This window comes from Methylopila sp. Yamaguchi (assembly GCF_002897035.1).
GTDB lineage: Bacteria > Pseudomonadota > Alphaproteobacteria > Rhizobiales > Methylopilaceae > Methylopila.
Map to the genome: position 1 here is coordinate 93,649 of NZ_BAUX01000001.1, position 23,377 is coordinate 117,025.

Annotated in this window: 21 protein-coding genes and 1 pseudogene; 10 read left to right on the forward strand and 12 right to left on the reverse strand. The window is 69.5% G+C overall.

The window, feature by feature from the left end:
• Positions 1–24: 24 nt before the first annotated feature.
• The 5 genes and pseudogenes from METY_RS00445 to METY_RS00465 all read right to left on the reverse strand — a co-directional run bounded on the left by METY_RS00445 (position 25) and on the right by METY_RS00465 (position 6,507).
• Complete coding sequence (locus METY_RS00445) at positions 25–3,423, reverse strand: hypothetical protein (protein ID WP_146035629.1); 3,399 nt, start codon at positions 3,421–3,423, stop codon at positions 25–27.
• 110 nt (positions 3,424–3,533) lie between these two features.
• Positions 3,534–4,232, reverse strand: a complete 699-nt coding sequence (locus METY_RS00450; RefSeq protein WP_103119435.1) for a MotE family protein — start codon at positions 4,230–4,232, stop codon at positions 3,534–3,536.
• A complete protein-coding gene (locus METY_RS00455) occupies positions 4,229–4,786 on the reverse strand; it encodes a DUF6468 domain-containing protein (RefSeq protein ID WP_103119436.1) in 558 nt (185 codons plus the stop codon). The genes METY_RS00450 and METY_RS00455 overlap by 4 nt, the downstream gene beginning before the upstream one ends.
• A gap of 3 nt (positions 4,787–4,789) precedes the next feature.
• Positions 4,790–5,945, reverse strand: a pseudogene (gene fliM / locus METY_RS00460) (flagellar motor switch protein FliM).
• Positions 5,946–5,970: 25 nt separating this feature from the next.
• Positions 5,971–6,507 carry a flagellar basal body-associated FliL family protein gene (locus METY_RS00465; RefSeq protein ID WP_103119437.1) on the reverse strand — a complete coding sequence of 179 codons (537 nt, stop codon included), beginning with the start codon at positions 6,505–6,507 and terminating at the stop codon, positions 5,971–5,973.
• Between the two features lie 310 nt (positions 6,508–6,817).
• Between METY_RS00465 and flgF the strand changes: the two genes are divergently transcribed.
• Genes flgF through flgH form a run of 4 tightly spaced genes read left to right on the forward strand, consistent with a single transcriptional unit; the run spans position 6,818 to position 10,079 of the window.
• On the forward strand, positions 6,818–7,561 hold the full coding sequence (gene flgF, locus METY_RS00470; protein WP_103119744.1) for a flagellar basal-body rod protein FlgF: 744 nt from the start codon (positions 6,818–6,820) through the stop codon (positions 7,559–7,561).
• A gap of 27 nt (positions 7,562–7,588) precedes the next feature.
• On the forward strand, positions 7,589–8,377 hold the full coding sequence (gene flgG / locus METY_RS00475; protein WP_103119438.1) for a flagellar basal-body rod protein FlgG: 789 nt from the start codon (positions 7,589–7,591) through the stop codon (positions 8,375–8,377).
• A gap of 5 nt (positions 8,378–8,382) precedes the next feature.
• On the forward strand, positions 8,383–9,312 hold the full coding sequence (gene flgA, locus METY_RS00480; RefSeq protein WP_103119439.1) for a flagellar basal body P-ring formation chaperone FlgA: 930 nt from the start codon (positions 8,383–8,385) through the stop codon (positions 9,310–9,312).
• Between the two features lie 14 nt (positions 9,313–9,326).
• Positions 9,327–10,079 (forward strand): flagellar basal body L-ring protein FlgH, encoded by a 753-nt coding sequence (gene flgH / locus METY_RS00485; RefSeq protein ID WP_103119440.1) that lies wholly within the window; start codon positions 9,327–9,329, stop codon positions 10,077–10,079.
• 154 nt (positions 10,080–10,233) lie between these two features.
• Here the strand turns inward: flgH and METY_RS00490 are convergent, their stop codons facing one another.
• Together METY_RS00490 and pip are read right to left on the reverse strand one after the other, a co-directional pair.
• Positions 10,234–11,424, reverse strand: coding sequence for a PQQ-dependent sugar dehydrogenase (locus tag METY_RS00490; protein ID WP_200819561.1), 1,191 nt, complete (start codon positions 11,422–11,424; stop codon positions 10,234–10,236).
• A gap of 59 nt (positions 11,425–11,483) precedes the next feature.
• Positions 11,484–12,473 carry a prolyl aminopeptidase gene (gene pip, locus METY_RS00495; protein WP_103119441.1) on the reverse strand — a complete coding sequence of 330 codons (990 nt, stop codon included), beginning with the start codon at positions 12,471–12,473 and terminating at the stop codon, positions 11,484–11,486.
• 227 nt (positions 12,474–12,700) lie between these two features.
• On the opposite strand from pip, the gene METY_RS00500 reads away from it, so the two are divergent.
• From METY_RS00500 to METY_RS00510, 3 genes are all read left to right on the forward strand, one after another.
• The gene (locus tag METY_RS00500) at positions 12,701–14,074 is read left to right on the forward strand and encodes a flagellar hook protein FlgE (RefSeq protein WP_103119442.1); all 1,374 of its coding nucleotides are present in this window, start codon (positions 12,701–12,703) and stop codon (positions 14,072–14,074) included.
• A gap of 64 nt (positions 14,075–14,138) precedes the next feature.
• A complete protein-coding gene (gene flgK, locus METY_RS00505) occupies positions 14,139–15,962 on the forward strand; it encodes a flagellar hook-associated protein FlgK (protein ID WP_103119443.1) in 1,824 nt (607 codons plus the stop codon).
• 10 nt (positions 15,963–15,972) lie between these two features.
• On the forward strand, positions 15,973–17,508 hold the full coding sequence (locus METY_RS00510; RefSeq protein ID WP_103119444.1) for a hypothetical protein: 1,536 nt from the start codon (positions 15,973–15,975) through the stop codon (positions 17,506–17,508).
• A gap of 161 nt (positions 17,509–17,669) precedes the next feature.
• Here METY_RS00510 and METY_RS00515 read toward each other — a convergent pair whose 3' ends face one another.
• The 3 genes from METY_RS00515 to METY_RS00525 all read right to left on the reverse strand — a co-directional run bounded on the left by METY_RS00515 (position 17,670) and on the right by METY_RS00525 (position 19,855).
• Positions 17,670–18,599: a glycine--tRNA ligase subunit alpha gene (locus tag METY_RS00515; RefSeq protein ID WP_103119445.1), complete on the reverse strand. Its 930-nt coding sequence runs from the start codon at positions 18,597–18,599 to the stop codon at positions 17,670–17,672.
• A gap of 79 nt (positions 18,600–18,678) precedes the next feature.
• Entirely contained in the window at positions 18,679–18,873 is a 195-nt protein-coding gene (locus tag METY_RS00520; RefSeq protein WP_103119446.1) for a hypothetical protein, read from the reverse strand.
• A gap of 100 nt (positions 18,874–18,973) precedes the next feature.
• Positions 18,974–19,855 carry a S49 family peptidase gene (locus tag METY_RS00525; RefSeq protein ID WP_200819562.1) on the reverse strand — a complete coding sequence of 294 codons (882 nt, stop codon included), beginning with the start codon at positions 19,853–19,855 and terminating at the stop codon, positions 18,974–18,976.
• A 202-nt stretch (positions 19,856–20,057) separates the two neighbouring features.
• Between METY_RS00525 and METY_RS00530 the strand changes: the two genes are divergently transcribed.
• A complete protein-coding gene (locus tag METY_RS00530; RefSeq protein ID WP_020188051.1) occupies positions 20,058–20,384 on the forward strand; it encodes a hypothetical protein in 327 nt (108 codons plus the stop codon).
• Here the strand turns inward: METY_RS00530 and METY_RS00535 are convergent.
• Positions 20,378–21,193, reverse strand: a complete 816-nt coding sequence (locus METY_RS00535) for a tRNA1(Val) (adenine(37)-N6)-methyltransferase (RefSeq protein ID WP_103119448.1) — start codon at positions 21,191–21,193, stop codon at positions 20,378–20,380. The genes METY_RS00530 and METY_RS00535 overlap by 7 nt on opposite strands.
• Positions 21,190–21,420 carry a putative signal transducing protein gene (locus METY_RS00540; protein ID WP_103119449.1) on the reverse strand — a complete coding sequence of 77 codons (231 nt, stop codon included), beginning with the start codon at positions 21,418–21,420 and terminating at the stop codon, positions 21,190–21,192. The genes METY_RS00535 and METY_RS00540 overlap by 4 nt, the downstream gene beginning before the upstream one ends.
• 416 nt (positions 21,421–21,836) lie before the next feature.
• On the opposite strand from METY_RS00540, the gene METY_RS00545 reads away from it, so the two are divergent.
• Both METY_RS00545 and METY_RS00550 read left to right on the forward strand, forming a co-directional pair.
• Entirely contained in the window at positions 21,837–22,841 is a 1,005-nt protein-coding gene (locus METY_RS00545) for a polyprenyl synthetase family protein (RefSeq protein ID WP_020188047.1), read from the forward strand.
• A 14-nt stretch (positions 22,842–22,855) separates the two neighbouring features.
• A complete protein-coding gene (locus METY_RS00550; protein ID WP_146035631.1) occupies positions 22,856–23,356 on the forward strand; it encodes a hypothetical protein in 501 nt (166 codons plus the stop codon).
• The last annotated feature ends 21 nt before the right edge of the window (positions 23,357–23,377 follow it).

Genomic DNA, 23,377 nt, shown 5'->3' on the forward strand with positions numbered 1-23,377 from the left:
TTGGAGCTCCCTGTCGCGACGACGTCAGCCCGCGCTCTCCGCGTGCGATGGAGCTGCGGTGCTTGCCGCTTCGTCTTCGGTCTGCTTGCGGTAGTCCTTGAGGAAACCCTCGAACGCGGCCGTCGTCGCGATCGACCGCGCAACCTCGCGGAAGGCCTCTCCGCGCGCTTCGATCGGCGCCGTCACCACTTCGAAGGCGTGCGCGTCCGGACTGTCCGCCATCTTGGACGCGAACTTCTGCCGGATGCGGTCAAGGCCGAGATCGTCGTCGGCGAGCGACAGCGAGATGGCGGCCCGCATCACGTCGGCGCGTTCAGACGCGTCCAGCGGTTCGGGCTTGCGCCACGCCGGACCAAGCGCCGCCTCGAAGGCGTCGCCCGCCTCGCTCCAGCGGCGCGCCGCCCAGAGCACGTCGGCCTTCAGCCGCGCCGCCTCGGGACCGAGGCCATCCGCCATCTCGAGCGCAAGCTCCGTGCGGCCGGTCTGCGCGAGCGCGCGCGCGTCGAGCATCAGGCGGGTGCGCACGAGCGACGCCGGCAGGTCGGCCTGCCGCGTCTTCTGCAGGACACGGGCCGCCTCCGCCGGCTTGTCGTTCATCAAGTGGATCATGGCGGCGCGCGCCGCGACCTGCGCGCGGCCGGCGCCCGTGAGGCGATTGTCGATCTGGTACTCGAGCAGGGCCGAAGCCTGGTCCAGCAGGTCGACCTCGACCAGCTTGTCCGCGAGCCGCCGCACCAGCTCGTCGCCGCGCTTGCCGCTCGGACTGAGCTCCTGGAAGTCGTAGAACAGCGCCAGCGCGTCGACCTTCTGCATGCGGTCGACCGCCGGGCCCAGGAACAGGTCGGTGAACCGGGCCTGCATCCGATCCTGCAAGGTGCGCGTGGCTTCGACGTCCGGGAACGCCTCGACCGAGGTCTTCAGCGTGGTGAAGGCGTCGCGCCAGCGCTCCGCGTCGGCGTAGAGGCCAGACAGGCGGGCGAGTCCCTCGGCTTCGATCCAGTCGCCGCGCCAGCCCGTCACCAGCCGTTCAAGCGCGGCGATGGCGTCCGGGATCGAGATCTTCCCGACCGTCAGCCGCAGCTCGATCGACCGAAGCTCCGCCTCTGCGGCGGCGATCGGGTCCGAGCCCTTCAGCACGACGTCGTAGGACTGCAGCGCCTTGTCTGTCTGGCCGAGCGCCTCGAAGACTCGGGCGCGCAGAACCTCGCGCGCGCTCTGCCCATGGACCGCCGGCAAAAGCTCCAGGCGATCGAAGGCGCTGACCGCCGCGACATGATCCTTCGCGTCGAGCGCGAGCGTGACCTCCATCTCGCTGAACAGCGCCTGGTAGTCCGGCGGCATCGCGCCGATCGCGGATTCGCCCTTGCGCAGGTAGTCCCGCGCAGGGCCGACGCGCCCCTCACCCGACTCGGCGAAGGCGCGCCATAGGGACGCCTCGGGGCTGGCTGCGAGCTGGGGCGTCGAGAGCAGCTGGATGGCGGTGGTGTAGCGCCCGAGCTGCGCCGCGGCCGACGCGCGCAGGATGGCGACGCGCGGGTCCCGTTCGGCGAGCCCATCGTCCCCAACCGTCGCCTCGATCACCGCCCGCGCGTTCGCCGCCATGCGCCGGAACGCATAGAACCGCGCCAGGGCGATCCGCGCTTCGATGCGCTCGTCCGGCGTGGCGCGGGCGGCCGCGTCAAGCAGCTTGCGTTCGCGCGCGTAGAACCGCTCCGAGACCGCCTCCCGGCCGCCGGCGGCGTCGAGCACGATATCAGACGCAGGTCCGCCGGAGCCCGCCTCCGCAGCGCGCGGCCCACCGCCAACCGAGAGCGACAGTCCGGCGTCGCGTTCGATCGCGAGCGTGTCCATCTTCGCCGTCAACCGCACGTCGTCGGCCATCGGCAGGGCGACCACGCCCTGGGCCGTGAGCATGACCCCGACCTCAACGAAGGCCTGCGGCCGCAGCGAGGCGCGGGTCGGTCCCGACAGAGACGCCACCATCAGGCGGTCGCCGAAGTCCGGATCGTCGATTTCACGAACGCCGCCGAGACCCTCGAGGTGCGCAACCAACGCGCCGCGGCCGTCCCGGCCGAAGTTGGACGCGAAGTCGATCGGATCGGCGCCGCCGAGGATGTCGTCGCCGAGCGAGAGGATCCAGGTCGCCCCTTCCGCCGCAGCCGTCACCGCGCGGGGCTCCGCCAGCTTGATGCGGATGACCCTCCCGCGCTCCACCACGCTCTGTTCGATGGCGAGGATCGCGCCGTTCGAGGCCTTCAGGACGTCGTCGAGCGGGATTGGATCGGGCGTGTCGAACACCGCCCAAGCCGTGCGGCCGCGTGCGAACACGGCGGCGGGAGTGGGCTTGTCGAACGGAAAGCGGATGCGGAGCGACTGGCCCGAGCGGCTGAGCTCCGGCCGCCCGGCCGCCGCCGGCGCAAGAGGGGTCGCGCGGGCCTCCGCACCGGCAGCGCTTTGCGCAGCTTGGGCCTGGGGCGGGGCGGGCGCCGGAGCAGGCTGCGGCGCGTGAGCCTCCGCAGCTACGGCCGAAGCAGCGGCGGCCGGTGCGCCCTTCCCGTCGTCGGCGAGGTCCAGGCGCGTCGTTGCATGATGGGAATCGGCGCCGCCTCCCGCGGTCGCCTCGGCGGAGGGCGCGGCGTCCTTGCGATCCACGTCCAGCACATAGGTGTCGTCTTCGCGGAAGCCGCGGACGTCGACGTCTTTCGGCGCCGGGACAACGACGGTGACCGCGCCGTTGGCGCGACGGACCAGGAGTCCGGCCAGAGGCGCAGGCAGCGACGCCCTGGCCGCGGCGAGGTCGAACGGCATGTCGGCGCCAAAGGTCACCAGCGCCGTGTCGCCCTTGCGCGTGAGATCGACCTGCACGCGAGGATCAACGCCGAACACCAGTCGGCGGAAGGTCGGATGCGTGGCGCCGGAAACCGTGAGCGGCCTCGCGGCCGCCGCCTTCCGCACCTGCGCCTCGAGCTCCGCGATCCGGCTTCGGCGCGCTTGGCGGCTCATCTCGGCCACGACCTCGGGCGGCAGGCTGGGCTTCATGCCCTTCCACGTCGTCGGCAGCAGATCGACGTAGAACGAGTCGCCCGCCTCCTGCGCGTTCAGGATCACGCCGCGCTCCAGCGCAAACCGGATGGCGGTGTCGTCGGCCTCTTTGCGGACGATGCGGACCAGACCGCGCAGATCGCGGCCGAGCGTGCCGAGATCGACCTCCGTCGGCTCGCCGAAGGTGACGACCAGCACCGTGCCCGACAGCGAAGCGCTGATCTTCGGCATCTGGTCGAAGGCGAAGACCAACCGCGCGTAGCCTTCGGACTGCATGCCGGCGGTCACCGTGGCGGTCGCGGCGCACGCGACATCGGCCGCGGCGCAGGTCCAGCCCAGCGCCAGCGCGGCGGCGATCGCCCGCAGTCTCACCCTCGACACGTCGACCAGGTCCCTCGCCCTCGCCCACGGCCGGACGGCCGCGCCGAACAGTCTTAAGGGCGAGCGGTTGGTGGAAGGTTACCGCGCAGGGGAATTCGCGCTCCGCGCGGTCAGGGATTCGCGGAGCGTCCGACGATCTGCGGCAGGTCGTTCGCCGCCACCGGGCGCGGGGCGAGCGAGCCGTCGCTCCGGCGCGCCATCGCGACCGTCAGCCTCTCCGCGCTGTCGGGCGACATCTGGCCCATGACCTCTGCGAGCTTGCGGGGGTTCATGCGGCTCGCGACCTCGATCAGCACGGAGGCGTCGAGGCGCTCGAAGATCCGCGCGGCCTCCTTCACCTTCATGCCTTCGTAGAGGACGATGAGCTCCTTGAACTTGGCCTTGTCCTCCTCGCGGCGGCGATCCTCCGCCGCCGAGACCTGCTCTTCGAGCCGTTTGAGCTCGGCGAGGCGCTCCTCCATCCGACGCTCGGCGGCCTTAATCAGGTTCTCGCGGACGTCGAGGTCGCTCGCTTTGGCCTCGATCGTCTCGCGGCGCTTCTGCAGCGCCTCCAGCAGCGCCTTCTCCGAAGCGGAGGAGGACGGCTCCGTCGGAGCCTCCTTGGGCCGCACGGCAGGCGCCGCGGCCTCGCTTGGCTCCGCCGCCTCGGGCGCGGCTCCGTGCCCTTCGGCCTTCGGGGCGCCGGCGGCCGCGGCGGGGCTGGCGAACAGGTAGCTCGTCTGCGTCACGAGACCGACGGTCTTCAGCGCGAGCAGCGCCGCAGCCGCGGTCATCACGATCGGCATCAGGCGAATGCGGTCGGCGGTCATGCCGGGGAACCAGCGCTGAGGGCGCGGATGCGCGAGGCGAAAAGCTCGGCCGCGGCGGCGGTCGCCGCGGAGCGACTGACGGGTTCGGCCTCCTCGGCGACGCGGCGGATCAGCGCGCGCGCCTCTTCCTCCTCCTCGGCGCGGCGACGGGCGGCCAGCCGGATGGCCTCGCGGTCCGCGTCGCGCCGGGCGATCTCGTCCATGCTCGCCTCGCGCGCCGCGTGGTCGCGCGCCGCCTTGGCGATCCGCGTGATGCGCTCGATCACCTCCTCGCCCGCGCTCAGCTGGCCGGCGATCGCGGTGGACATGGTTTCGGCGCGCCCCAGCCGCTCGGCCAGGGTGTCCTCGCAATGGCCGAGCGCAGCCCGGAGCGCGACGATCGCGCGTTCCGCCGCGTGGGTGGAGGCGACGAGTTCGGTGATCGTCTCGCGCATCACGCCCTCATCCGCTCGCAGCTTGCCGAGCCTGCGGTTCAGCAAAGCGCAGTAGGCGATCGTCGCGACGAGCAGGACCGCGACGAGCGACTCGATCGCGAAACCGACGACGTTCTCCATGGTTCAGGCGTCCTTCCGAGATTCCCCGGCCGCCTCGAAGGCGGCGAGCGTGGTGTGCGAGCGGCGCAGCGGACGGGCGATCTGGACCGCGACCTTGTCGCCCGCGCGTCCCATGCGGGCCTCGGTCAGGACCTGGTCGCCGCACCGAATCTCGACCAGTTCGTCGGGCGCGACATCGAGCATCAGCGTGTCCCCGATGTCGAGGTCGAGGATGGTGCGCAGCGGGAGTTTCTTGTCGTAGAGCACGGCGTGGAGCTCGGCCTGGGCGGACCAGATCTCGGTCGCGAGATGGCCTTCCCAGGTCGCGTCGCGGCCGAACTTCTCGCCCATGAACTGCTGCAGCAGCATCTCGCGGATCGGCTCGATCGTCGCGTAAGGCAGCAGCACCTCGATGAAGCCGCCGCGGTCCTCCATGTCGATCCGGAGATTGACGAGGATCGCGGCGTTGGCGGGCCGCGTGATGGCGGCGAAGCGGGGGTTGGTCTCAAGCCGGTCGAGCGAAAAGTTGACGTTGGTGATCGGCCGGAACGCCTGTTCGGCGTCCGCCAGCACCACCTCGATCATGCGCTGGACCAAGCTGGTCTCGATCGTGGTGTAGGGGCGGCCCTCGACCTTCATGGTCGCGGCGCCGCGGCGGCCGCCCAGCAGCACGTCGATGATCGAGTAGATCAGCGCGCTGTCCACCGTCATCAGCCCGAAGCCGTCCCCTGTGTGCCTTGAACACCGAGAGGATGGCCGGCAGCGGTATCGAATTGAGGTAGTCGCCGAAGCGCACCGAGCGGATGCCGTCGAGCGAGACCTCGACGTTGTCCGAGGTGAAGTTGCGCAAGCTGGTCGTGAGCAGCCGGACCAGCCGGTCGAACACGATCTCGAGCATCGGGAGGCGCTCGTAGGAGACGAGCGCCGAGTTGATGATCGCCCGGATGCCGGACTGGGAGTTGAGGCCAAGTTCGTGAGGGTTGAACCCGAGGAGGCCGTCGACCTCCTCCTGATTGAGCACCCGGTCCGGAGACTTTCGGCCGCCGTCGTCGGCGACGGTCGGACCGCCCAGCATCGCGGCCCATTCGGCCGCCATCGCCTCGGCGTCTTCGCCGACCTGCTCGGCCATCGCGGCGCCCCATTCGGCCGCGAGATCGTCGTCGTCGTCTTCCCCCGCCATCGTCCCGACCCTTCTGGTCCGCGCCCTACTGGACGACGACGTCCTTGAACAGCACCGCGTCGGCGCGCGCCGGCGCGATCGCGACGTTTACCCGGCGCAGAAGCTCCTCCTTGAGGCGGTACGCCCCTGCCGATCCCCGGATGTCGCTCGGGCGCATCTCGCGCAGATGGGTCTGGAAGCTGTCGATCACGCGCGGAAGCAGCGGCTTGATCGCCTCAACGAGCTCCGGGCTGCCGACCTCGAGCGCCACCGACATGCGGACGTACTGCTGCCGCTCCTTGTCGGCCGTCGCCAAGTTCACGGTCATCTCGGGCAGGTCGACGAACGCCGCCGACTTCGCCGGCGTCGCCGCCTGAGCTTCGCCCGTCCCGCCGTGCTCCCCCCCGTCATGACCGGAGGCCGCGGCGGTCTCGGCGCCATGGCCGCCGCCGCCCTTGGCGAACATCAGGTAGCCGCCCACGCCGCCGCCGATCACGACCGCCGCCGCAGCGGCCGCAATGATTATCAGCTTCTTCCTGGACTTCGGCTTCGCCTCGCCGCCGGCGCCTTCGGCTTCCGCCATTCCCGACACGCGGCTCGCGCCGCGCTCCCTCAATCGCCTACGCGGTCCATCCGCTAGGGTTAACGAATAGGTCGGAAAGGTTAATGAACTCTTGAAAACGCGTTTCGCCCGGCAAGTTCTGCCGGGCATTTTGCGCCGCCTGCTCAGATGGCGCCTGGCGGTTGCGCGCGGCTCCCGGTCGCCAATCCCCTCAGTTCTGAACATCCGCCGACATTGGCATGGCGCGTGCAGCTCCCTTGTCGTGAGCGCCGCTCGTCGGGGAGGACAAGCGGGGCGCACGCGGAAGCAACACGGACCACGGGAGCGTTTGGTGGAAAACGCGTCTCTCGTCGGGTTGTCGCGCCAGGTCGTCCTGCGTCGCGAACTCGACGTCATCGCCAACAACGTCGCGAACATGAACACCACCGGCTTCAAGGCCGAACAGATGGTGTTCAGCGAATTCATGATGCCGAACGCCCGCGACGGCACGTTCCCGACGCAGGACCAGAAGCTCTCCTTCGTGCAGCAGCGCGGGACCTGGCACAGCTTCGCCCCGGGCGACGTGGAGGCGACCGGCGGCGCGATGGATTTCGCGATCGACGGCGAGGGCTTCTTCGTGGTCGAGACGGAGGCCGGCGAGCGCTACACCCGCAGCGGAGCGTTCGGGGTCAACGCCTCGGGCCAGCTGGTGACAGCCAACGGCGAACGTCTCCTGTCCACCGCCGGCCCGATCCAGCTCGCGCCCAACGAGACCGGGCTGACGATCGGCCGGGACGGCACCATCGCGACGAGCGAGGGCGTACGTGGCCGTCTCCGCCTCGTCAGCTTCGCCGATCCCCGGGCAGTCCATAAGATCGGCGCCAATCTCTATGCGACCACGGAAGATCCCAAAGACGCGCCCGCCACGACCGCCGTGGTCCAGGGCGCGGTCGAGAAGTCGAACGTCAAGCCGATCGTCGAGATGAGCCGCCTGATCGAGGTGAACCGGGCCTACACGTCGATCTCCGGGATCCTCGACGCGCAGAACGACATCCGGCGTTCAGCGATCGAGAAGCTCGCCGAGGTTCCGGCGTAAGCCGGCGAAGACGGACGGAGACGCACCATGCGCGCCCTCAACATCGCCTCGACAGGCATGGCCGCCCAGGAGGCCAACGTCGAGATCATCTCGAACAACATCGCGAACATGCGGACCACCGGCTTCAAGCGCCAGCGGGCCGAGTTCCAGGACCTTCTCTATCAGTCGATGCGCCAGGTGGGCTCGTCGAGTTCGGACACCGGCACCGTCCTGCCCACCGGCGTCGACGTGGGCTCGGGCGTGAAGCTGGTCGCGACGCCGCGGGTGATGAGCCAGGGCACCGTCGCGCTGACCGAGAAGACCTACGACGTCGCCATCAAAGGCGAGGGCTTCTTCCAGGTCCAGCTCCCGGACGGCCGCACGGCCTACACCCGCGACGGCTCGTTCGAGCTCGACGCCAATGGTCAGCTCGTCACCGCCGACGGCTACACCGTGCTGCCCGGAATTACCGTTCCGACCAACGCCCTCAGCGTCAGCATCAGCGCGACCGGCGGCGTAGAGGCCACCGTCCAGGGCCAGACCGCCCCCCAGGCGCTGGGTCAGATCGAGCTGGCGCGCTTCATCAACAAGTCGGGCCTCGAGGCCAAGGGCGACAACCTGTTCCTCGAAACGCCGGCGAGCGGCACGCCGCTGGTCGACAATCCCGGGGCGGAAGGCTTCGGCTCCACGCTGCAGTCCTACCTCGAAGCTTCCAACGTCAACGCGGTCACCGAGATCTCCGACTTGATCGCTGCCCAGCGCGCCTACGAGATGAACTCCAAGGTCGTCTCGTCCGCGGACCAGATGCTGCAGTCCACCTCGTCGATGCTGCGGTGAGAGCCATGATCCGTCTCGCCGCCTTCGCCGCCGCCCTGCTGACCTCCTCCGCCGCCTTCGCGGCCCCGACGCTGCGCGCCGAAGCGCTGGTCTCCGCCGAGATCGTCACGCTCGGCGACCTCGCCGACGGCGCCGGCGCCGCTGCGGGGGTCGCCTTGTTCCGCGCGCCGGACTACGGCCTCACCGGCGCCGTGCCGGCCGACGTCGTGATCGCCGCCGCGCGGCGGGCGGGGGTCGAGAACGTCTCGGCCGGCCTCGTCTCCGAGATCGCAGTGACGCGGCTTGGCCGCAGCGTCACCGCCGATGAGGTGAAAGAGGCGATCGCCGCCCGCGCCGCAGCCGACGTCGGCGCGCAGCCGTCCGCCATGCGGGTGACGCTGGACGACGACCGCACCGTGCATCTTTCGCCCCAGAGCCGTGGCTCCCTGGACGTCTCCCAGTTCTCGCTCGACACCCGGACCGGCCGTTTCGAGGCTGTTCTCGGCGCGGACCGCGGCGCCCGCGGCGCGCGCGTCACTGGAGCCGCCGTCGAAACCGTCGAAGTGGCGGTGACCGCGCGCCCGCTCGCCCGCGGCGAGGTGCTCCGCGACGCCGACCTGATGGTCGAGCGCCGCCCGAAGGCGGGCAACAGCGACGCGGTGGATCTCGAAAGCGCGCGCGGCCTCGCCACTCGCCGCGCGCTTCGCGAGGGCCAGACCTTCCGCGCGAACGATCTCATGCGCCCTCAGCATGTGGAGCGCGGCGGCTTCGTCACGCTCGTCTACGGCGGCTCCGGCATGTCGCTCTCGCTCAAGGCCAAGGCGCTGGCGTCCGGCGCGCAAGGCGATCTCATCGACGTCCAGAACGTCCAGTCGAAGCGCATCGTCAGCGGCGTCGTCACGGGCCCGTCCGAAGTGACGGTCGCCGCCGCCCCGACCGCCGTCGCGCGGCGCTGAAAGGAACCTGTCCGATGCGCCTTCCCCTCGCCTTCCGCCTGACCGGCCCCGTGGTGCTCGCGAGCCTGCTGGCAGGCTGCGGCGCCGCCGACCGGCTCGCCAACGTTGGCAAGCAGCCCGCGCTCTCGGCGATCGAGAACCCCACGACCCAGGCGGGCTACAAGCCGGTGCAGATGCCGATGCCCGAGCCGATGCCGGTGTCGTACCAGCCGAACTCGCTGTGGCGGTCCGGCGCCCGCGGATTCTTCAAGGACCCGCGCGCCCGCCAGGTCGGCGACCTGCTGACGGTCAAGGTCGACATCACCGACAGCGCCAAGCTCGAGAACACCACCAAGCGCAGCCGCACCAACACGGAAGCCGCCAATCTCGACAACGTGCTGGGCTACGAGGGCTATCTGAAGAAGATCCTTCCAGGCGGGGTCGACCCGTCGAACGCCGTGAAGGCCGGCTCGACCTCGTCGAGCGAAGGCGAAGGCTCGGTCGATCGCAAGGAGACCTTGGTCACCAACGTCGCCGCGGTCGTCACCCAGGTGCTGCCCAACGGCTCGCTGGTGATCGAGGGCAAGCAGGAGATCCGGGTCAACTTCGAGATCCGGGAGCTGATCGTCGCCGGCATCGTCCGGACCGAGGACATCGACAGCGACAACACGATCGAGAGCGAGAAGATCGCCCAGGCCCGCATCGCCTATGGCGGCCGCGGCCAGATCACCGACGTGCAGCAGCCGCGTTACGGCCAGCAGGTGATGGACGTGCTGCTGCCCTTCTGAGCCCATCCCCCTTGCGGGCGGCGGCGCGGCAGGGCCCGCCCCGCCAGTCGCCCGCGAAGGCTTCGCGCGTTAACCCTGCGTCCACCCGCAGTTAACTCCGCGAAGCTGGACGCGGCCGCCGGCTCCCCCCGGCGGCCGCTCCCCTGTTCACGCTTCAGGAACGCCCGTTCGCAGCCGCCTTCAGGCGGAGCACCCGCCCCTCGGCGCTGTCGGTGAGCAGGTAGAGCAGGCCGTCCGGACCCTGGCGGACGTCGCGGATGCGCTCGCCCATGTCCTCGAGCAGCCGTTCCTCCTTCACGACCTTGCCGTCGCTCATCTCCAGCCGCGCCAGCATGGGCATGGCGAGGCCGCCGACGAAAACGCTGCCCTTCCAGCCGGGGAGCGCGTCTCCGCCGTAGAACGCGAGGCCCGAGGTTCCGATCGACGGAACCCACTTGTAGACGGGCTGCTCCATGCCCGCCTTTTCGGTCCCCTCGCCCAGCGGCGCGCCGGAGTACTCCTTGCCGTAAGTGATGACCGGCCAACCGTAGTTCTTGCCGGCCTCCGGCTTGTTCAGCTCGTCGCCGCCCATCGGTCCATGCTCCGTCACCCAGAGCGCGCCGTCCGCCGGATTGATCGCCGCGCCCTGCGGGTTGCGATGCCCGTAGGACCAGATCTCGGGCTTCGCGTCGGCCCGACCTTCGAACGGATTGCCCGCGGCGGGCTTTCCGTCGAGCGTCAGCCGTACGACCTTGCCGAGAGTCTCGTCGAGAGCCTGCGATTTGACGCGAAACTCCTTGTCCGAGCGTTCGCCGACGGTGACGAACATCGTCTTCCCGTCCGGCGCAAACACGATCCGCGAGCCGTAATGCTTGGTGGAGGCGTACTTCGGCGCCTGCCGCCAGATCACCTCGACGTTCTCAAGCCGCGGCGCGTTGTCCGCCAGTCGACCCCGCGCGAGCGCCGTGCCGTTGACGCCGCCCTCGCCCGCTTCCGAGAAGGTGAAGTAGACGAGCCGGCCGTTGGCGAAGTCGGGCGCGACGGCGACGTCGAGCAGGCCGCCCTGCCCGCGCGCGTCGACCTTTGGAAGGCCGGTGACCGCGGGCGAGACCTTGCCGTCGGGCAGGATCAGCCTCAGGCGCCCGGCCTTTTCCGTCACCAGCATCCGGCCGTCGGGCAGGAAGGCGAGCCCCCACGGATTTTCGAGGCCTGTCGCCACCGTCTCCACGGAGAAGCTCTGCTTCTCGGATTTGACCGTTTCGGCCTTCTTGGCCTGCGCGTAGGCGGGAACGGTGGCGGCTGGCGCCGACGCGAAAACCACCGCCGTCGCGAGCAGCAGGGAGCGGACGAGCGACGCCTGGCGCATGGGGAGCATCTCCGGTTGTGTCATGGACGGGAGGTAGGCGCGGACCTCGCCGGATCAAATCAAGAAGGCGTCAAGCGCGTCGCGAAGCTGTCGGTGGCGCGCACAAGACGATCGAGGATGCCCGGCTCAGAATAGGCGTGGCCGGCGTCGTCGGCGATGTGCAGTTCAGCCTCCGGCCAAGCCTTGTGCAGGTCCCAGGCTGTCACCACCGGGGTCGCCACGTCGTAGCGCCCCTGCACGATGACGCCGGGCGTTCCCCGCAGCTTGTGCGCGTCGCGGATCAGTTGGCCCTCTTCCATCCAGCCAGCGTGGGTGAAGTAGTGGTTCTCGATCCGCGCGAAGGCGAGCGCATAGGCGTCGCCACCGTGCTGGCCGGTGATGGCGGGGTCGGGCAGCAGGGTGATGGTTTCCCCCTCCCACACGCTCCAGGCCTTCGCCGCCTCAAGCCGCGCCGCAGGGTCGTCGCCGATCAGCCGCTTGCGGTAAGCGGCGATCAGATCGCCGCGCTCGTTATCTGGGATCGGCGCGAGGAACTTCTCCCACTTGTCGGGGAAAAGCAGCGAAGCGCCGGACTGGTAGTACCAGTCGAGCTCGAAGCGCCGGAGCGTGAAGATCCCTCGGAGCACAAGCCCGGACACTCTTTCTGGGTGGGTTTCGGCGTAAGCCAGCGCGAGCGTCGAGCCCCAAGAGCCGCCGAAGACGAGCCAGCGCTCCGCGCCCGTCATGACGCGCAGCCGCTCGATGTCCGCGACGAGGTCCCACGTCGTGTTCGCGTCGAGGTTCGCATGCGGGGTCGAGCGCCCGCAGCCGCGCTGGTCGAACAGCAGGATGCGGTAGCGCTTCGGATCGAACAGCCGCCGGTGAGCGGGGCCGCAGCCGCCGCCCGGCCCGCCGTGCAGAAAGACCACGGGGACGCCGCGCGGGTTGCCGCAGAGCTCCCAATAGACCCGGTGGCCGTCGCCGACGTCGAGCATGCCGTGGTCATAAGGCTCGATCGGCGGATAGAGCGTGCGCCTGTCGCCGACCTCCGCGCGTCTTGCATCCGCCATGTCGTCGCTCCGCTCCAACGCGCCGCTCGAATCCGCGCGACGGTGATCGCGTCGCCGACGTCCGTCAACCGCGCGGGAGGGCCGGCAGATTGTGCCGCCCGGCAGAACCGAGCCAGTCGGAGGAAAGGGGAGCGGGCAAAAAAAGGCTCAGAATCCAGCAGTCTCGCCTTGGCCTCGCGCTTGCTCCGTCCGAGAGGCGCGGGGACCGCCAGTTCGAGGAGAGTACGATGGGCATCTACGGTGCATTGACCACGGCGGTGAGCGGCCTCAGCGCTCAGTCCTACGCGCTCGAGAACATCTCGGGAAACATCGCGAACTCGTCGACGACCGCCTACAAGCGGACCGACACGGCCTTCCAGGACCTGGTGACGGATTCCTCCGGCGCGAAGACCCAGACCTCGGGCTCCGTGAAGGCTTACTCGCGTCCCACCAACGACCTGCAGGGCACCGTCACGGAGGCCGGATCGTCGACGTCGATCGCGATCAGCGGCGACGGCTATCTGTTGGTCCAGGATTCGACGGGCGCGGCGAACGGCTCGACGACCTTCACCGGAACCGATCTCTACACCCGCCGCGGCGACTTCGAGCTCGACAAGAACGACAACCTCGTCAACGGCGCCGGCTATTACCTGATGGGCAACCGCGTCTCGGCCTCGGGCGCGGCCTCGAGCACCCCCGAGGTGATCGACCTCTCCAACGACGAACTCTACCCCGCCGCCAATACCACCACCGTCACCTATCAGGCGAACCTTCCGACCGCGCCGAAGACGGAAAACTACGACGCGACCGATCCGACCTCGTACCTGCTGGACTCGTCCTTCGGCGCGTCGATCTCGGGCGACGACGCGGCCGACTTCCTCGCGAACTCCGTCGCGGGCGGTTCGGTGACGGTCTACGACCAGAATGGCGCGGCGAAGGAGCTGGAGGTGCGCTGGGGCAAGACCAGCAACGCCGACGCGACCTCGGGGGCCAAGGACACCTGGTCGCTGTATTACATGTCGGATTCGACGGCGACGGGCACGGAGACGGCCTGGACGCAGATCGACGCCGACGCCGGGACCGCCGGCGTGCAGGGCTACGTCTTCGAGGACGGCAAGCTGACGACGCCCTCCTCCGGCGCGACCACGATCGCCGGCCTGACGATCGACGGCACGAGCTACGGCGACGTGTCCCTGAACCACGGCGCGGGTCTGACCCAATACGCCGACAGCGCCGGCGCCGTATCCACCTCCAAGCTCAGCCAGAACGGCGTCGCCTCCGGCGAAATGACGAGCCTGGCGATCGAGGACGGCGGCTCGCTGGTGGCGACCTACAGCAACGGCAAGACCCGGACGCTGTATGAGATTCCGGTCGCGACCTTCGCCGCGGACAACCAGCTGAAGCAGATGGACGGCGGCGCCTTCGCCGTCACCGACGGGTCCGGCCCGGCGTCCATCGGCGGGGGCTCGTCGATCGTCGGCAATGCGATCGAGGGGTCGAACGTCGACATCGCGGACGAGTTCACCAAGCTCATCGTCACGCAACAGGCCTACTCGGCCAACACGCGCGTCGTGACGACCGCGAACTCCATGATGGACGACGTCCTCCAGATGCTCCGTTGACGTCGCTCCCGGCGCCGCCGCTTCCGGCGGCGCGCCGGCCGACCGTATTTGATCAGGCGTGACGATGGGCCTTTCCGCCTCGCTTTCCACCGCGCTCTCCGGCCTGAGGACCACCCAGGCCGGGCTCAATCTCGTCGCGAACAACGTCGCGAACGCGAGCACCCCTGGCTACGTCGCGAAATCGCTCGCCACGGAGCAGAGCGCGACCGGCGGCGTGAAGGTCACGGAGGTCAAGCGTCAGATCGACCTCTACCTGCAGCGGCAGCTGCGGTCCGAGAGCGCGACCAACGCGAACGCCGCCACCAAGGCGGACTACCTCGACCAGTTGCAGTCGCTCTTCAGCACCGTCGACGGCGACACCTCGATCGACAGCCTCGTCTCCAGTCTCTCGTCGGCCTTCGACGCGCTGGCGACGTCCCCCGACAGCACGACGATGCAGGGCTCCGCGGTGCAGGAGGCCGTCCTGCTGGCGCAGGCGTTGAACGACGCTTCGAACGGGGTGCAAGGCCTCCGCCAAAACGCGGACGACGCGCTCGCGAGCGGCGTCGACGTCGCGAACGAGGCGCTCACCTCGATCCAGGATCTGTCGCGCAAGATTGTCGCCTCCAAGGACGATGGAACCCGCGCTGCGCTTCAGGACCAGCGCGACCAGGCGATCAACGAACTCGCCGCGCTGATGGACGTGAAGGTCACGGACACCGGATCGGGCGACGTCCGGATCACGACGACCAGCGGCCTGACGCTTTACGACGCGGGCGAGGCCTCGCGGCTGTCGTTCGAGCCGACGTCCAACGTCATGCCGCAGAAGGCCTACTCCGAAGACGCTTCCGACAGCACGCTCGGCGCGATCACGCTCACGCGCTCCTCCGGCTATTCGGCCGACCTGCTGGCGGGCGGCGGGATTAAATCCGGGGAGTTGCGCGCTCTCGCAGATCTGCGCGACGAGACGCTGCCCGAGGCCCAGGCCCAGCTCGACGAGCTGGCGGCGAACCTCGCGCAGGCCTTCGGCTCGACGACCGTCGCAGGGGCGGCGGTCCCCGGCGGAGTGGAGCTGTCGACCGCGGGCGCGCAGCCCGGCGACACGATGACGGTCTCCTACACGTCCGGGGGCAAGACCCGGACGGTCACCCTGGTGAACGTGACGGACCCCGCGCGCCTGCCGCTCGACGGCGACGTCACGGCCGATCCAGGCGACGCCGTGATCGGCGTCGACTTCGCCTCGGCGACGGCCGCCGACGACATCGACGCGGCGCTTGCGGCCGCGGGGATCGACATCGACGCGGCCGAAACCGCCGGCGGCTTCGCCTTCACGGCGTCGGACGCGAGCGTGACCGTCGCCAGCGGTTCGTCCAAAATCACCGCCACCGCTCTTAGCGACGAAGGCGTGGCGCTGCCGCTGTTCGTGGACGCCGGTGATGCGATCTACTCCGGCAGCCTCGACGGCGGCGACCAGAGGACAGGCTTCGCGGGCCGCATCGCCGTGAACTCCGCCGTCGTCGACGATCCTGCGCTGCTGACCGCGTACTCCTCGACGGCCGCCGCGAGCGACTCCGCCCGCGCCGACTTCCTGGTCGACGCGCTGAAGACGGACCGCGGCTTCCGAACCGACGCAGGGCTCGGCGGGACGTCGTCCGGCTACAGCGGAACGATCGGGGAGTTCGCGCAGGACATCGTCGCTTATCAGGCCTCGGCCAGCGCGACGGCGACGCGCGTCTCGGAGAGCCAGTCGGCGGTCGTCTCCGCCTTGCAGGATCGGTACGCGGCGAAATCCGGCGTCGACGTCGACTCCGAGCTCACCAACCTGATCACGCTTCAGACCGCCTACAGCGCCAATGCGCGCGTGATGACGGCGGTCAAGGAGATGATCGACATGCTGCTGCAGTCGTAAGGGCCGACCGATGACCACGATCGCATCGAGCCTCTACAGCCCGAGCCTGCTAACGGCGATGGCGAACAACAGCGCCAAGATCCAGGATCTCTCGGAGCAGCTGGCGACGGGCAAGGTCTCCTCGACCTACGCAGGTCTCGGCACGGGACGCGACGTGGCGCTCGCCATGAAGGCGAAGCTGACGCAGCTCGACTCCTACGACAGCGTGGGGGCGATCATCAGCTCCCGCATCGGCGTCATGAACACCGTGGTCGACGGCCTCGACACCATCGCCTCGGAGATCGCGAGCTTCGACTCGAGCGCGAGCTTCAGCCTCTCGGGCGGCCAGACCGCGACCCAGTCTCAGGCGGGCGCCTACCTCGACGAGGCGATCAGCTACCTGAACACCGATTCTGACGGCCGCTATCTGTTCTCCGGGACCGCGACCGACGCCAAGCCGGTGCTCTCCGCCGCGCAGATGCTGGCTGACGATGGCGACAAGGCCGGGCTGAAGACCGTGATCTACGAACGCGGCCTCGCCGATCTCGGCGCGGACGGCCGCGGGCGGCTCGACGTCTCGGCGGCGAGCGGAACCTCTTTTACGGTGTCGGAGGAGGCGTCGGGGCCGTTCGGCTTCAAGCTCTCCGCCGTGTCGTCGTCCCTAACCGGCGGCGTCGTGGAGGGGCCGACCGGGGATCCTGCGACGCTGACGCTCGGCGTCGACGGCGCGCCGGCCGACGGCAACTCGATAACCGTGACGCTGACGCTGCCCGACGGATCGACCGAGGCGATGACGCTCACCGCCCGAACCGACGACGGCGCGGCGTTGCAGGACGGCGAGTTCCTGATCGCCGCGACGCCGGAAGAGACGACCGCGAACCTTCGGGCCGCCTTCGACGGCGCGCTCAAGACCCTCGCCGACACGTCGCTGACCGCGGCCTCGGCGGTGGCGGCCGGAGACGACTTCTTCACCAGCGGAGGCGAGCCCGCGCGGGTCGCGGGCTTTGACGGGACCTATGCGACCCAGGCCGAGCGGGAAGCCGCGCTCCAGGGCGCGACCGCGCTCGACACGACCGGGACCGCGGCCCGCACCGTCGCCTGGTACCAGGGGGACAGCTCCGCGGCCGATCCCCGCGACGCCGCGACTGCGAAGGTCGCCGACGGCGTGACCGTCTCCTACGGCGCCCGCGCCAACGAGGAGGCCTTCACGAATGTGATCAAGTCGCTGGCGGTGCTCTCAGCCACCAGCTTCTCGCCAAGCGACGGAAACGCCGAAGCCCGTTACGACGCGCTGCGTGAGCGGACTGTGGGCGCCTTGTCCTCGACCGAAACCACGTCGGCGCTGCAGTCGGTCGCCTCCGACCTCGCCCTCGCCAACACCTCGGTGAAGGCGGCCGGAGACCGGCACGACGCCGCCCGCGCGCTCGCCGAGGACGCGCTGTCTGGCGTCGTCGACGCCGACAAGGACGAAGTGACCGTGAAGATCCTGGCGCTGCAGTCCAGCATCGAAGCGAGCTACAGCGTGGCGGCGACCCTCAAATCGCTCAGCCTCGTCAATTATCTCTGACGCGGCGGTACAGGCACGCGGAGGCCGGCCGAAGGAGCCCCGTCGTTCCCCGCTCATCCAGAAATCTAGACCAGCTCGTCACGCGAGCGGCGCGGACCTCTGGATGCCCCGGATAAACCGGGGAAGGACGCCGCGCGAATTCTTGGAGGGCGCCGCCCCCGTCAGGCCGCCTGGGCGCCGCCGGCTTCGGTCTTCAGCCAGGCCGCGCCGCAGGCTTTCGCCAGTTCCCGCACCCGCAGGATGTAGCTCTGGCGCTCGGTCACCGAGATCACGCCGCGGGCGTCGAGCAGGTTGAAGGCGTGGCTCGCCTTGATCGCCTGATCGTAGGCGGGCATCGCCATCAGGTGGCGTCCCTCGCCCACGTCGCCGGCCTTCAGCAGCGCCCGGCACTCCGTCTCGGCGTCTTCGAAATGCCGCTTCAACAGGTCGACGTTGGCGTGCTCGAAGTTGTAGCGAGAGTACTCCTGCTCCGCCTGCCGGAACACGTCGCCGTAGGTGATCTTCTCGTCGCCGTCCCGGCCGTTGAAATTCAGGTCGAAGCCGCGGTCGACTCCCTGGATGTACATCGCAAGGCGCTCAAGACCGTAGGTCAGCTCGCCCGAGACCGGATCGCAGTCGACGCCGGCGACCTGCTGGAAATAGGTGAACTGCGACACCTCCATGCCGTCGCACCAGCACTCCCAACCGAGGCCCCAGGCGCCCAGCGTCGGGCTTTCCCAGTCGTCCTCGACGAAGCGCACGTCATGAACCGCGGGGTCGAGGCCGATGGCCTTCAGACTGTCGAGGTAGAGCTCCTGCAGGTTCGCCGGCGAGGGCTTCAGGATGACCTGAAACTGGTAGTAGTGCTGGAAGCGGTTTGGGTTTTCGCCGTAGCGGCCGTCCTTCGGGCGCCGGGAGGGCTGCACGTAGGCCGCCTTCCAGGGCCGCGGCCCCAGCGCCCGAAGCGTCGTCGCCGGATGGAACGTGCCGGCGCCCACCTCCATGTCGTAGGGCTGCAGCACGACGCAGCCCTGCGCCGCCCAGAACCGCTGCAGCGTCAGGATAAGTCCCTGGAACGAGCGGGAGGGGCTCAGGGCGTCGTCGGGGGTCATGTGCGTCGCGGTCCGGAAGGGCGGGAAAGCGCGCGGACGCTAGTCGCGGCCGGCCTTCAGGGTCAAGCGGCGCGGGCCGTCACCGGCCGCCGGGCCGCCATTCGCCGGTCGCGGGATCGCGGCGCAGCGTGGGGCGGACTGCCTTGTCCGCATCGACGGCGTCGCGGTCCGCGGCCTCAAGCTCACGGTTGATGCGACGCCACTCGCGCTTGATCGCTTTCGCGCCGTAGACGGCCCCCGCGGCGGCGGCGGCGAAAACGAGGAACGGCGGCATCGCGGTCTCCGAAGCGTTTGAATCCGAACTGGGACAGCCAGCGTCGACGGCGATCATGACGCCGTTGCGGCGACAGGCAAGAGAGCCTGTCGCGCTGGGCTCACAGGCCGAAGCGGGACCAGAGCGCACGCGCCTCGATCGCCGCCATCGCCTCGTCCGGCAGGCTCGCCTCGACGCCCTCGCCGCCGCGGCCCATCATCCGCTTCAGCAGCGGCGTCCGCTTCGTCGTTAGCCGCAGCTCCACCTTGTCCCCCCAGCGTTCGCGCATCACGGACCGCAGATCTCCGATGCGGTCGACGAGGCCGAGCGCGAGGCCCGACGAGGCGGTCCAGAACGCCCCGGTGAACAGCTCGGCGTCGTCCGACAGCGCTGCCCCGCGACGCTCTTTCACCAACGCAATGAAATGCTCGTGAACCTCGCGCTGAATCTCCTTCAGCCGCTCGACGTCCTCGGCCTTCTCCGGCTGGAACGGGTCGAGGATCGCCTTGTTCTCTCCCGAGGTGTAGAGGCGCCGATCGATCCCAAGGCGCTCGATCGCGCGGTCGAAGCCGAAGCCCGCGGAGACGACGCCGATGGAGCCGACGATCGACGAGGGGTCGGCGACGATCTCGTCGCCGGCGCAGGCGATCATGTAGCCGCCGGACGCGGCGACGTCCTCGACCACGACGGTCACGGGAAGGCTCGTCTCATCCGCGAGCTGGCGGATCCTGCGGCAGATGAGGTGCGCTTGCACCGGCGAACCACCGGGCGAGTTCACGATGATCGCGACCTCCTTCGCTCCCTCGACCGCGAAGGCCTTTTCCAGCTGACCCGCGACGCTCGACAGCGTGACCGCGGGCCGGAATGGCGTGCCGATCCCGATCGCGCCTTGCATGCGGACGACGGGAACAACGGCGGAGGGCGTTCGCCAACGGCTCGGCAGAACGGGGCGAAGGGCGGCCTTGAGGCGGGCGGAGGTCGAGAGGCTCATGCGGCGAGACATAGGCGTCCAGGCCGGCGGCGCCAACGCGGCCGGGATCGATGAACGCCCGATGAACGAAGGGCTCAGAGAGAATTCAGGGGTTGCGCCCTACTTCTATGTACCAGACGGCTTGGTTGGTCTGCGATGACGCAGACGGCGCGAGCCGACGGCATTCAGGGCGCTCCGCGGCATCGCGCGCCGCCCCTGTCCTGAGGAGGACGCCATGTTTCGTAAGTTCGTTCTCGCCGCAGCCCTCGCCGCTGGCGGCTTCGCCGCCGTCCCGACGGCCGCTTCCGCCGGCGACGTGTCTGTGCGCGTCGGGGTGGGCAGCCCCGGCTATTACGGCGGCGGCTACTATGAGCCGGCCTATCACCGCGGCTATCGCCATCGCTATCGGGAGCGTCCGTACTACGGCTACTACGCGCCCCGGCCGCGCTATTATGGCTACGGCCCGGCGCGTCCGCGCTGCCGCGTGACGACCGTGCGGTCGTGGAACGGCTACCGCTACGTGACGCGCACCCGCGAAGTCTGCGGTCGCCGCTACTACTGATCGGGGGCCTCGGCCCTGACGCGAACGCCGGCCCTCGGGGCCGGCGTTTTGCTGTCGTCCATCGCGAGCGCCGCCTGGCCCCGCTGGATGTCCATCGCCTCCGCGGTGAAGCCGTCGCCCTCGCCGTGAAGCACCAGGGGCGGCAGCAGCGCAAGCGCGCCACGGCTGCCTTTGCGCGCCGCGAACAGGATGCGGATCGCCGGCGCGTCGGCGCGCGCGTGCACCGCCCGCAGCCGCGCCCCGCCGAAGCGTCCCTCCGCCCGCGAGACCAAGTCGCCGATCGCCTCGGGGCGATGGATCATGATGAGGCAGCCGCCGGGCCTCAGCGCTCGGGCGGCAGCGCGCATCCAGACTTCGACCAATCCTTCGGCCGCAGCATGGGCGCGCGCCTTGTCGGCGTCCGGCGAGGCGCGGAACCGGCGCGCCGCGTCGAACGGCGGGTTTGCGACGACCAGATCGAGCGAGTCCCGGCGGGGGAAGCCATCGCCTCGCGCGACGTCCGCGACGTCGTCGGTCCGGACGTCGACCTTATCAGCGAGGCCGTTGCGCCGGATGTTTTCGGCGGCGACACTGGCCGTCGCGAAGTCGATCTCCACCAGCGTCACGCGGCCGGCTCCGCTCAGGGCGAGCGACAGGCCGACGGCGCCGACGCCCGCTCCGAAATCCGCGACCAGCGCGCCCTTCGCCATCCGGCCCCGGGCCGCCGCCGTCAGCAGCGCCGCGTCCGTGCCGACGCGGTGGCCCTTCCGAGGCTGCAGCAGCTTCAGCCGCCCGCCGAAGAACAGGTCGTCGGAAAGATCGCCGCTCACTGCGGCTCGGGGCGGAGCTCGTGCGACAGGCCGCTCTCCGCCAGAATGCGCCGGGCCTCCGCCGCGTCCTCGTCGCCGACCAGCACGCGCGCCGCGAGTATGCCGAGCGAGCCTTCGAGGACGCTCATGTTGGCGTCGAGCACGATGTGCTCCAGGCCGGCGTCGGTCAGCGTGGCCTGCACGAAGGAGAGCAGCACCCGGTCGTTGCTTCTGAGGATTTCCTGCATCGCGGTCCGTTCGGTTTCGACGTGGCCATGATGGCCCGCCCAGGGTCCGGGGGCAACGCGCCGTGGCGGCCGGGCCACAGCGGGGCGAACGTTGCCAGGCGTTTACATCTTGGGCGGCGACAGCCTCACGGCGGCCCAACTTGCGCCCCGACCGCCCCCGATCGTGCCGGCCTGTGACCGACGCCCTCGTGAGTGAAGAGCGCCATGCGTACCGAGTTGACCGCCCTCATCGTCGCCATTCTCCTGGTGGTCCTCGCCTCCCAGCAATTGATGGCGGCCAAAGCCGTCGGTCAGGCGCTCAGCGCCCACTGACGGCGGGCTCCCGACGTTTCGGCTTGTGCCCCTGGAGGCCTCTGGGTAGGGTCCCGCCGGTTCGCAACTGTCGAGGAGCGCCGAGTTTGGGCGTGGTGGTACCGTTGGACGAGCGGCAGGACGGAGGCGAGACCGCCGGCGTCGGCCCGCTCGTGGAGCTCGTCACGCCTGGCATGGAGCGCGTCAACGCCTTCATCCTGTCCCGCACGGGATCGGACGTCGCGATGATTCCCGAAGTCGCGAACCATCTCATCAATTCCGGCGGCAAGCGTCTGCGCCCGATGCTGACGCTCGCGACCGCGGCGCTCTCCGGCTATTCCGGCGACGGCGACGTGAAGCTCGCGGCCTCCGTCGAGTTCATGCACACGGCGACCCTGCTGCACGACGACGTGGTCGACGGCTCCGAGATGCGCCGCGGCAAGCTCGCCGCCCGCATGCTCTGGGGCAACGAGGCGAGCGTGCTGGTGGGCGACTTCCTGCTCGGCCAGGCCTTCAAGATGATGGTCGAGGTCGGCTCGCTGGAGGCGCTTCGCATCCTGGCCGACGCCGCTGCCGTGATCGCCGAGGGCGAGGTGATGCAGCTCGCCGCCGCCAAGAACACTGCGACCACCGAGGACGACTATCTCGCCGTCGTGCGCGGCAAGACCGCCGCCCTGTTCGCCGCCGCCTGCGAGGTCGGGCCGGTGATTGCGAACCGCCCGAAAGCGGAGCAGGCCGCCGCCCGGTCCTACGGCATGAACCTCGGCATCGCCTTCCAGCTGGTCGACGACGCTCTCGACTACGGCGGGCGCGAGGCCAAGCTCGGCAAAAAGGTCGGCGACGACTTCCGCGAGGGCAAGATCACCCTGCCCGTCGTGCTCGCCTACCGTCGCGGCTCCGAGGATGAGCGCGCGTTCTGGAAGCGCACGCTCGAAGAGGGGAAGATCGAGGACGGCGACCTTCCTGAGGCGATCCGCCTGCTCGCGAAGCACGGCGCGATCGACGCCACGCTGGAGCGCGCGCGCCATTACGGGGCAATGGCCCGGGACGCCCTCGCCCTGTTCCAGGACCGGCCGCAGGCGAAGCCGCTGCTGGACGTCGTGGGGTTCGTCACCGCGCGGGCGCACTGAGGGGCTTACCGGACGTGGCGACGGCCCGTGACTCAAGGCTGATGATCAGACCGCGGAACGCTGCCTACCTCTTCAGTGCGGGCACGATCGTTTTTATTGCCATCGCGATCTGGTGCAGCCTGCTTTGGACCGTCTTATGGGTCGACTTCATTCACTTCAATCCGCACCGCTCGCAGTCCAACGCACTCCTCACCGTCTTCTTCCTCACTCCCTTTGCGTCAATCTTCATCGCCGTTAATTCGGCTTTCCCACTGCTCGGAACCGGACTGTCTGCGTATCTTTTGGCCAAGCGTTTCGGCTGCGTTCCACTGTGGTCTTTGATCGCCCTTGCTCCCGCCTCCCTATTGCTCCTGTGGTGTCAGGACGTCGTGACGCCAACCCTACCGGCGCTTAGCATCGACGGGGATTCCGAGCCCATTGATAGCTGGACGCGCGTCTACTCGCGGTGGCGAGACATGTTCGCCCCTGCGCTCCTCATGAGCTGGCTCTCACAGATTTGGCTCTTCGGTCGCTGACCCCGTTACGTCTTGGGTGAC

Excerpts from the sequence above, each read along its gene's own strand:
- METY_RS00500 (WP_103119442.1), top strand. The coding sequence starts at position 12,701 with ATGGGCATCTACGGTGCATTGACCACGGCGGTGAGCGGCCTCAGCGCT.
- METY_RS00465 (WP_103119437.1), bottom strand. The coding sequence starts at position 6,507 with ATGGCGGAAGCCGAAGGCGCCGGCGGCGAGGCGAAGCCGAAGTCCAGG.
- METY_RS00515 (WP_103119445.1), bottom strand. The coding sequence starts at position 18,599 with ATGACCCCCGACGACGCCCTGAGCCCCTCCCGCTCGTTCCAGGGACTT.
- flgK (WP_103119443.1), top strand. The coding sequence starts at position 14,139 with ATGGGCCTTTCCGCCTCGCTTTCCACCGCGCTCTCCGGCCTGAGGACC.
- METY_RS00525 (WP_200819562.1), bottom strand. The coding sequence starts at position 19,855 with ATGTCTCGCCGCATGAGCCTCTCGACCTCCGCCCGCCTCAAGGCCGCC.
- METY_RS00520 (WP_103119446.1), bottom strand. The coding sequence starts at position 18,873 with ATGCCGCCGTTCCTCGTTTTCGCCGCCGCCGCCGCGGGGGCCGTCTAC.
- METY_RS00540 (WP_103119449.1), bottom strand. The coding sequence starts at position 21,420 with ATGCAGGAAATCCTCAGAAGCAACGACCGGGTGCTGCTCTCCTTCGTG.
- flgG (WP_103119438.1), top strand. The coding sequence starts at position 7,589 with ATGCGCGCCCTCAACATCGCCTCGACAGGCATGGCCGCCCAGGAGGCC.
- METY_RS00530 (WP_020188051.1), top strand. The coding sequence starts at position 20,058 with ATGTTTCGTAAGTTCGTTCTCGCCGCAGCCCTCGCCGCTGGCGGCTTC.
- flgH (WP_103119440.1), top strand. The coding sequence starts at position 9,327 with ATGCGCCTTCCCCTCGCCTTCCGCCTGACCGGCCCCGTGGTGCTCGCG.
- flgA (WP_103119439.1), top strand. The coding sequence starts at position 8,383 with ATGATCCGTCTCGCCGCCTTCGCCGCCGCCCTGCTGACCTCCTCCGCC.
- METY_RS00490 (WP_200819561.1), bottom strand. The coding sequence starts at position 11,424 with ATGCGCCAGGCGTCGCTCGTCCGCTCCCTGCTGCTCGCGACGGCGGTG.
- pip (WP_103119441.1), bottom strand. The coding sequence starts at position 12,473 with ATGGCGGATGCAAGACGCGCGGAGGTCGGCGACAGGCGCACGCTCTAT.
- METY_RS00450 (WP_103119435.1), bottom strand. The coding sequence starts at position 4,232 with ATGACCGCCGACCGCATTCGCCTGATGCCGATCGTGATGACCGCGGCT.
- METY_RS00455 (WP_103119436.1), bottom strand. The coding sequence starts at position 4,786 with ATGGAGAACGTCGTCGGTTTCGCGATCGAGTCGCTCGTCGCGGTCCTG.
- METY_RS00510 (WP_103119444.1), top strand. The coding sequence starts at position 15,973 with ATGACCACGATCGCATCGAGCCTCTACAGCCCGAGCCTGCTAACGGCG.